The sequence below is a fragment of the Rhodococcus chondri genome (assembly GCF_036327435.1).
In the GTDB taxonomy this organism is placed as follows: Bacteria; Actinomycetota; Actinomycetes; order Mycobacteriales; family Mycobacteriaceae; genus Rhodococcus; species Rhodococcus chondri.
Genome location: NZ_JAUZMZ010000205.1, coordinates 1 through 7,753 on the forward strand (window position 1 = coordinate 1; position 7,753 = coordinate 7,753).

At 69.7% G+C, this 7,753-nt stretch carries 6 protein-coding genes and 1 tRNA gene; 4 read left to right on the forward strand and 3 right to left on the reverse strand.

The window, feature by feature from the left end; all coding sequences use genetic code 11:
• The 3 genes from Q8814_RS22905 to Q8814_RS22915 all read right to left on the reverse strand — a co-directional run.
• Positions 1-411, reverse strand: a 411-nt coding sequence (locus tag Q8814_RS22905; protein WP_330154274.1) for a GTP-binding protein, incomplete at its 3' end; no start/stop codon positions are given.
• A complete protein-coding gene (gene selA / locus Q8814_RS22910; protein WP_330154275.1) occupies positions 411-1,727 on the reverse strand; it encodes an L-seryl-tRNA(Sec) selenium transferase in 1,317 nt (438 codons plus the stop codon). The genes selA and Q8814_RS22905, both read right to left, overlap by 1 nt.
• A 35-nt stretch (positions 1,728-1,762) precedes the next feature.
• A tRNA-Sec gene (locus Q8814_RS22915) sits at positions 1,763-1,854 on the reverse strand.
• 59 nt (positions 1,855-1,913) lie between these two features.
• Between Q8814_RS22915 and selD the strand changes: the two genes are divergently transcribed.
• The 4 genes from selD to nrfD all read left to right on the forward strand — a co-directional run.
• A complete protein-coding gene (selD, locus tag Q8814_RS22920) occupies positions 1,914-2,936 on the forward strand; it encodes a selenide, water dikinase SelD (protein WP_330154276.1) in 1,023 nt (340 codons plus the stop codon).
• Positions 2,937-3,046: 110 nt separating this feature from the next.
• Complete coding sequence (gene fdh / locus Q8814_RS22925; protein WP_330154277.1) at positions 3,047-6,424, forward strand: formate dehydrogenase; 3,378 nt, start codon at positions 3,047-3,049, stop codon at positions 6,422-6,424.
• Positions 6,424-7,335, forward strand: coding sequence for a 4Fe-4S dicluster domain-containing protein (locus tag Q8814_RS22930; protein WP_330154278.1), 912 nt, complete (start codon positions 6,424-6,426; stop codon positions 7,333-7,335). The genes fdh and Q8814_RS22930 overlap by 1 nt, the downstream gene beginning before the upstream one ends.
• Positions 7,332-7,753 (forward strand): NrfD/PsrC family molybdoenzyme membrane anchor subunit (nrfD, locus tag Q8814_RS22935; RefSeq protein WP_330154279.1); only part of this gene is annotated, 422 nt, incomplete at its 3' end. The genes Q8814_RS22930 and nrfD, both read left to right, overlap by 4 nt.

A 7,753-nucleotide genomic window follows, 5' to 3' on the forward strand; every position in this document is an offset into this window, starting at 1 on the left:
CACCAGGCCGGTGCGCGCGACCTCGTCGGCGGCCCGCGCAGCGGCCACGCCGGGATCGGCGAGGTCGGCACGGGTCACCGCGACGACCGCGTGCCGCACGCCGAGGGCGTCGAGCGCGGCCAGGTGCTCGGCTGCTTGCGGCATCCACGGGTCGTCGGCTGCCACCACGAGCAAGGCCGCCGGGACCGGTCCCACTCCGGCGAGCATCGTGGTCAGGAAACGCTCGTGTCCAGGGACGTCGACGAAGGCAACCTCTCCCACCTCCGGCCAGGATGTCCAGCAGTAGCCCAGCTCGATGGTCAGTCCCCGTCGCTGTTCCTCGGCGAGCCGATCGGGGTCGGTCCCGGTCAGCGCTCTGACCAGCGTGGATTTGCCGTGATCGACGTGCCCGGCGGTCGCGACGACGTGCATCAGCGCTCCTCGTGGCCGGCGGCGTCCCCTGCGGTGCGTCGTACGGCGGCGACCAGGTCGCCGTCATCGTCGGGGGTGACCGCGAGCAGGTCGAGCAGCAGTCGGCCACGCTCGAGGCGGCCGACGACCGGGGGCTCGCCTCCACGCAGCGGACCGGCGAGGCACTCGGGCAGAGCGATCGCGACACTGGGCAGGACCACGTCCGGCGCTCCACCGCCGCCTACTACGCCTTCGGAGTCGACCACCTCGGGCTCGATCCCGGGCGGGAGCGCCGAGCAGATCATCCGGGCCCGGGGCCGGAGGTCGTCGGGTCGGCTGCTGAGCGCGGCCGGCACCGGAGGCGTCGGTCCGGTCAGGGTCGCCTCGAGCGCTGCAAGGGTGAGCTTGTCGACGCGCAGCGCGCGAGCGAACGGGTCGCGCCGCAGCCGCTCCACCAGGTCCGCCTCGCCGAGCAGGAGGCCGGCCTGCGGACCGCCCAGCAACTTGTCGCCCGACGCTGTCACGAGATCGGCCCCGGCACGCAGCACTGTGGTGGCATCGGGCTCGTTCGGCAGGCGTGGATGAGGGGTGAGCAGTCCCGACCCGATGTCCACCACGACCGGAAGGCCCAGTTCCGTCAGCTCGCGGACCGACACAGACGACGTGAAACCGCTGACCGTGAAATTGGAGGGGTGCACCTTGAGGACGAACGCGGTGTCGGAGTCGACCGCCGCGGCGTAGTCGCTCAGGCGCACCCGGTTGGTGGTACCGACCTCCCGTAACCGGGCGCCCACCGATTCGAGCAGTTCCGGGATCCGGAAGCCGTCGCCGATCTCGACCAGTTCGCCCCGCGCGATCACGACCGAGCGGCCACCGCGCGCGAGCACCCGGGTGACCAGGGCAAGGGCGGCCGCGCCGTTGTTGCCCACGTGGACGGCGCCGGCGTCGGGCACCGGCGCGGCGAGCGCCTCGAGGGCGCCGCGCCCGCGCCGGCCGCGCCGACCCGTGATCAGGTCCAGCTCGACGTCGGTCGCGCCCGCCGCCGTACGCACGGCGTCCACCGCCGCGCGGGACAGAGGGGCGCGGCCGAGGTTGGTGTGCACCACCACACCGGTCGCATTGACCACGCGCCGCAGTGTGGTTGCGCCGGCCGGCAGCGACGCGACCGCGGCGTCGGCGACGGCTGCCGGTTCGATCTCGCCGCCGCGGCACCGCTGCTGGGCCGCAACGACTGCCCCTTTGACCAGACGGGCGCCGAGCCGGTCGACGGCCTCACGCAGGCGCGGATCTGCCAGGACCTGGTCGGTGCGGGGGATTCCCCGCCTCGGATCCGGCACGCGCCTCCTCACACCACGGCTGACACAAGTTTCGGCGGAGGCGGACGGGAATCGAACCCGCCTGGCCCAGCTACTGGGCCACAACGGTTTTGAAGACCGCGACCGTCACCAGACGAGAACCACCTCCGCGCACACCTTAACCCGTAGTCGGGCCCGCGGTTGCGGCTCGGCCGTATGTTGAACTGCATGGCTGCACACGTCGACTTTTCCGAAGGTGCCATCCGGCTCACGCAGTACGCCGCCGGCGGCGGCTGTGCCTGCAAGGTCCCGCCGGGAGAGCTCGAGCGGGTGCTCGGTGGCCTGCAGGGAGGCCGCGCGGCAGGTGACCTGCTGGTGGGCGTGGAGAACGGTGACGACGGCGCCGCGGTCCGGATCGATCCGGCGCCCGACGGGACCGGCCGGGCCGTGATCGTGACCGCCGACTTCTTCACCCCGGTCGTCGACGACCCCTACGACTGGGGGCGGATCGCCGCCACCAACGCCATGTCCGATGTCTACGCAATGGGCGGCACGCCGGTGGTCGCGGTCAACCTGCTCGGCTGGCCGCGGGAGATCATCCCCTTCGAGCTGGCCGCAGAGGTGATGCGGGGTGGTGCCGATGCGTGCGCCGAGGCCGGCGCTCATCTCGCCGGCGGTCACAGCATCGACGATCGCGAGCCGAAGTACGGGCTGGCAGTCACCGGATTGGGGGACCCGGACCGGTTGCTACGCAACGACGCTGCCGAGCCGGGCCTGCCGCTCACCCTCACCAAGCCGCTCGGCCTCGGCATCCTCAACAACCGCCACAAGGCGACCGGCGAGCGGTTCGAAGAGGCGATTGCGGTGATGACGACCCTCAACCGCGACGCGGCGCAGCACGCCCACGCGGGTGGGGTCCGGGCCGCCACCGACGTGACCGGCTTCGGCCTGCTCGGACACCTGATGAAGATGATGCGGGCCAGCGGCACGACCGCGATGCTCGACGCCGCGAGCGTGCCGTATGTCGGCGGGGCGAGGGAATCGCTCGCCGAGGGGTTCGTGCCGGGCGGGAGCCGACGAAACCTCGAGTGGGTCCGCGACCAGGTGGACTCCGCAGTAGGCGACGACGAGTTGCTTCTGCTCGCCGACGCCCAGACCTCCGGCGGCCTCCTGGTCGTCGGGGAATTGCCGGGCCACCCGGTGATCGGTGAGGTGGTTCCCGCCGGAGCACACGCTATTCGGGTCCGCTGACGCCGCGCGCACCGGTCGACAACTCGAACACGGTCTCGGACTGCGAATCCTCGGCGCGAAGCGGTGGCGGCCTGTAACTTTGGGGTCGGCAGCGCACACCTGGAGGCCCGATGGCGGAGAAGAGAACGTCCCTTCCCTGGCCTGTGCTGCGCCAGCTCCTCGGCAAGGACCTGCTCGGGCGGGGAAAGGCAGTCCGCTCCCGGGTCACCGACGAGGTCGAACCCCGCACCTCGACCGCAGATCGGGTCGCACACAGCGTGTGCCCGTATTGCGCAGTCGGATGTGCCCAACGGATCTTCGTCAAGGACGAACAGATCGTCCAGATCGAGGGCAACCCGGAAAGCCCGGTCAACCGCGGTCGGCTCTGTCCCAAGGGATCGGCGAGCAAGAATCTCGTCACCAGCGATCTGCGCGAGACCCGGATCCGCTATCGGCGCCCCTACGGCACCGAATGGGAGGACCTCGACCTCGGCACCGCCATGGAGATGGTCGTCGACCGTGTGTTGCAGACCCGGCGCGACACCTGGCAGGAACTCGACGAGAAGGGTCGCCGCGTCCGGCGCACGATGGGCATCGCCAGTCTCGGCGGCGCCACGCTGGACAACGAAGAGAACTACCTCATCAAAAAGCTGTTCACGGCAATGGGCGCGGTTCAAATCGAGAACCAGGCCCGCATATGACACTCCGCTACCGTCCCCGGTCTGGGGACCAGCTTCGGGCGCGGCGGTGCCACCGGCTTCACGGCCGACCTGGCCAACGCTGACTGCATCATCATCCAGGGCTCCAACATGGCCGAAGCCCACCCGGTGGGCTTCCAATGGGTTGTGGAGGCCCAGAAGCGTGGAGCACGCGTCATCCATGTCGACCCGCGCTTCACCCGCACCAGCGCCGTGGCGGACAAGCACGTGCCCATCCGGGTCGGCAGCGACATCGCCTTCCTCGGCGGCATCGTCAACTACGTCCTGAGCAACGGGCTGGACTTCCGCGAGTACGTCGTCAACTACACCAACGCCCCGACGATCGTCAGCGACAAGTTCGCGGACACCGACGACCTGGACGGGCTCTTCTCGGGTTTCGACCCCGAGTCGCGAACCTATGACCCGACCAGCTGGCAGTACGACGTGGAGGACGTTTCGGGCGATCTGCACCAGTCGCAGGCCGACGACGCCGAGGACCACGCGAAGCACCGGGACACCGCCGCGGGGATGCAGCACGAGGCCCACGGCATTCAGACCGCCGGCCACCCGCGGCGCGACGAGACCCTGCAGCACCCGCGCTGCGTCTACCAGGTGCTCAAACGGCACTTCGCTCGGTACACGCCCGAGGTGGTCGAGCAGGTATGCGGCGTCTCGCAGGCGGACTTCCTCGAGGTCTGCCGAGCGTGGACGGAGAACTCCGGGCGGGAGCGGACGACCGCGCTCGTCTACAGCGTGGGCTGGACCCAGCACAGTGTGGGCGTGCAGTACATCCGCACCGGCGCCATCCTGCAGCTGCTGCTGGGCAACATGGGCCGCCCCGGCGGCGGCGTGATGGCGCTTCGCGGCCACGCCAGCATCCAGGGCTCCACCGACATCCCGACCCTGTTCAATCTCCTGCCCGGTTACCTGCCGATGCCCAACCCCGACCAGCACGGGTCGCTGTCGGACTGGATCGACAGTGTGCGCAACCCCGGTAGCAAGGGCTTCTGGTCGAAGGCCGACGCGTACGCCGTCAACCTGCTCAAGGCCTACTGGGGCGACGCAGCCACCGCGAACAACGACTTCTGTTTCGACTACCTACCCAAGATCACCGGCGACCACGGCACCTACCGCACGGTGCTCGACATGATCGACGGCAAGGTCAAGGGCTACTTCCTCCTCGGCCAGAACCCCGCCGTCGGATCGGCCCACGGCCGTGCCCAGCGGTTCGGGATGGCGAACCTCGACTGGCTCGTGGTGCGCGACCTGTTCGAGATCGAGAGCGCCGGCTTCTGGAAGGACTCGCCGGAGGTCGAGACCGGGGAGATCGTGCCCGAGGAATGCGGTACCGAAGTGTTCCTGTTTCCCGCCGCCTCCTATGCGGAGAAGGAAGGCACCTTCACGCAGACCCAGCGGATGCTGCAGTGGCGTGAAAAGGCCGTCGAACCGCTCCAGGACTGCCGTTCCGAGCTCTGGTTCTTCTATCATCTCGGGCGCATGATCCGGGAGCGGCTGGCCGGATCGACCGATGAGCGCGACCGCCCACTACTCGACCTGGCGTGGGATTATCCCGTGCACGGTGAGCACGACGAACCCAGCGCCGAGGCGGTGCTGATGGAGATCAACGGCTACGACGTGGCGACGCGCCGGCCGCTGTCGTCGTTCACCGAGATGAAGGCCGACGGCTCCACGCTGGGCGGTTGCTGGATCTACACCGGTGTATTCGCCGACGGCGTCAACCAGGCCAACCGCCGCAAGTCCCGTCACGAGCAATCGTTCGTGGCCCCGGAGTGGGGCTGGGCGTGGCCGCTGAACCGCCGCATCCTCTACAACCGGGCCTCCGCCGACCCCGAGGGCAGGCCGTGGAGCGAACGCAAGGCCTACGTGTGGTGGGACGCCGACCTCGGCCAGTGGACCGGCGCGGACGTGCCGGACTTCGAGAAGACCAAGTCGCCGGGATACCGTTCGCCGCTCGGTTCCGAGGGTGTCGAGGCCATCGAGGGGATCGATCCGTTCATCATGCAGGGTGACGGCAAGGGTGCCCTCTACGCGCCGCAGGGTCTCGTCGACGGACCGATGCCGACCCACTACGAGCCCGTCGAGTCGCCGTTCCGCAACCTGCTCTACGGGCAGCAGGCCAACCCGACGCGCCTGGAGTACCGCCGCGACGACAATCCGATGAACCCCGCACCGCCGGAGCAGCACGTCGACGTCTTCCCCTTCGTCTTCACGACGAGCCGGCTCACCGAACACCACACGGCGGGCGGGATGAGTCGCTACCTCGAGCACCTCGCCGAACTGCAGCCGGAGATGTTCGTGGAGGTCTCGCCCGTCCTGGCGGCCGAGCGCGGGCTCGAGCACATGGGCTGGTGTCACGTGGTCACCGCCCGCTCGGCGGTCGAGGGCCGAGTGATGGTCACCGACCGGCTGCGCCCGCTGAAGGTCGAGGGCCGGACCGTCCACCAGGTGTGGCTGCCCTACCACTGGGGCAGCGGCGGCAAGGTGACGGGCGACTCGGCCAACGACCTGTTCGGCATCACGCTGGACCCGAACGTGCTCATCCAGGAGACCAAGGTCGGCACCTGCGATGTCCGGCCCGGACGCCGGCCGACCGGCACGGCGCTGCGGGAGTACGTCGAGGAGTACGCACGCCGGGCCGGGGTGGCCGACTCCGTCTACCCGCCCATCGTCACCGCCTCGGACGCCGCCCAGACACGGTCCGCTGCCGCTCGCGAAGACGGGCAGGACCGCGCCGACCGGGAACCTCAGGAACGCGAGGGATCGCACCGCGAGCAGGAGGACGACGAGTGATGGGCCGCAACAGTCTCTTCGGACCGCTCGACCCGGCGCCCGACGCCGGCTACGACGATGCCCCGGCGCGGAAGGGCTTCTTCACCGACACCAGCGTGTGCATCGGCTGCAAGGCCTGTGAGGTCGCCTGCAAGGAGTGGAACGACGTCCCCGAGAACGCCTTGGCGATGCTCGGTACCTCCTACGACAACAGCCACTCGCTCAACGCCAACCAGTGGCGCCACGTCGCCTTCATCGAGCGACCGGCCGAGAAGCGGGCACCGGTGTCGCTGGGCCTGCCCACCATCGGTGCGGCACCGAGCGACCGACCCGACGAGGAGAAGCCCGACTTCCAGTGGCTGATGTCCTCCGACGTCTGCAAACACTGCACCCATGCCGCCTGCCTCGACGTCTGCCCGACCGGTTCCCTCTTCCGGAGCGAGTTCGGCACCGTGGTTGTGCAGGACGAGATCTGCAACGGCTGCGGCTACTGCGTGGCCGCCTGTCCGTACGGCGTCATCGACCGTCGCAAGGGACCGGAGGGAGACCCGAAAGTCGGCATCGCCCAGAAGTGCACGCTGTGCTACGACCGGCTCACCGACGGCCAAACGCCCGCCTGCGCGCAGGCGTGCCCCACCGAGTCGATTCAATTCGGCGACGTCGACGAGTTGCGCGCGCGGGCCGACGAGCGGCTGGCGCTGCTGCACGAGCGGGGCGTGACGGACGCCCGGCTCTACGGCAACGACCCCGACGACGGGGTCGGCGGAACCGGCGCGTTCTTCCTGTTGCTCGACGACCCCGAGGTCTACGGTCTGCCTCCGGACCCGGTGGTGACCACCAAGGACCTGCCGGAGATGTGGAATCGGGCTGCGGTCGCGGCGGTCGCAATGTTCGCGGGCGCGGCCGTGTCGTTCCTGAGGAGGGGCCGATGACCCAGGTGCAGCACGGCGGCAGCCCGGGCAGCCCCCACCGGTCGCGCGCCGGGCGCGGTGGCGATCAATCGATGGTGCCGGAAGCCGATTTCGACTCCTACTACGGGCGCTCCATCGTGAAACCGGCGCCGTGGGAACACGACATCGCCGTCTACCTGTTCTCCGGAGGCGTGGCGGCGGGATCCTCGATACTCGCCGCGGGCGCGGATCTGACAGGCCGCCCGGCGTTGCGCCGGGTCGCGCGGCTCGGATCGCTCGTGAGCCTGCTCGTCAGCGTGGGTGCTCTCGTCCACGACCTGGGTAAGCCGAGTCGTTTCCTCAACATGTTGCGGGTGGTCAAGCCGACCTCGCCCATGTCGGTCGGCACCTGGATCCTGTCCCTGCACGGTCCGTTCGCGGGGGTCGCCGCGGCAGCGGA

Excerpts from the sequence above, each read along its gene's own strand:
- selD (WP_330154276.1), top strand. The coding sequence starts at position 1,914 with ATGGCTGCACACGTCGACTTTTCCGAAGGTGCCATCCGGCTCACGCAG.
- Q8814_RS22930 (WP_330154278.1), top strand. The coding sequence starts at position 6,424 with ATGGGCCGCAACAGTCTCTTCGGACCGCTCGACCCGGCGCCCGACGCC.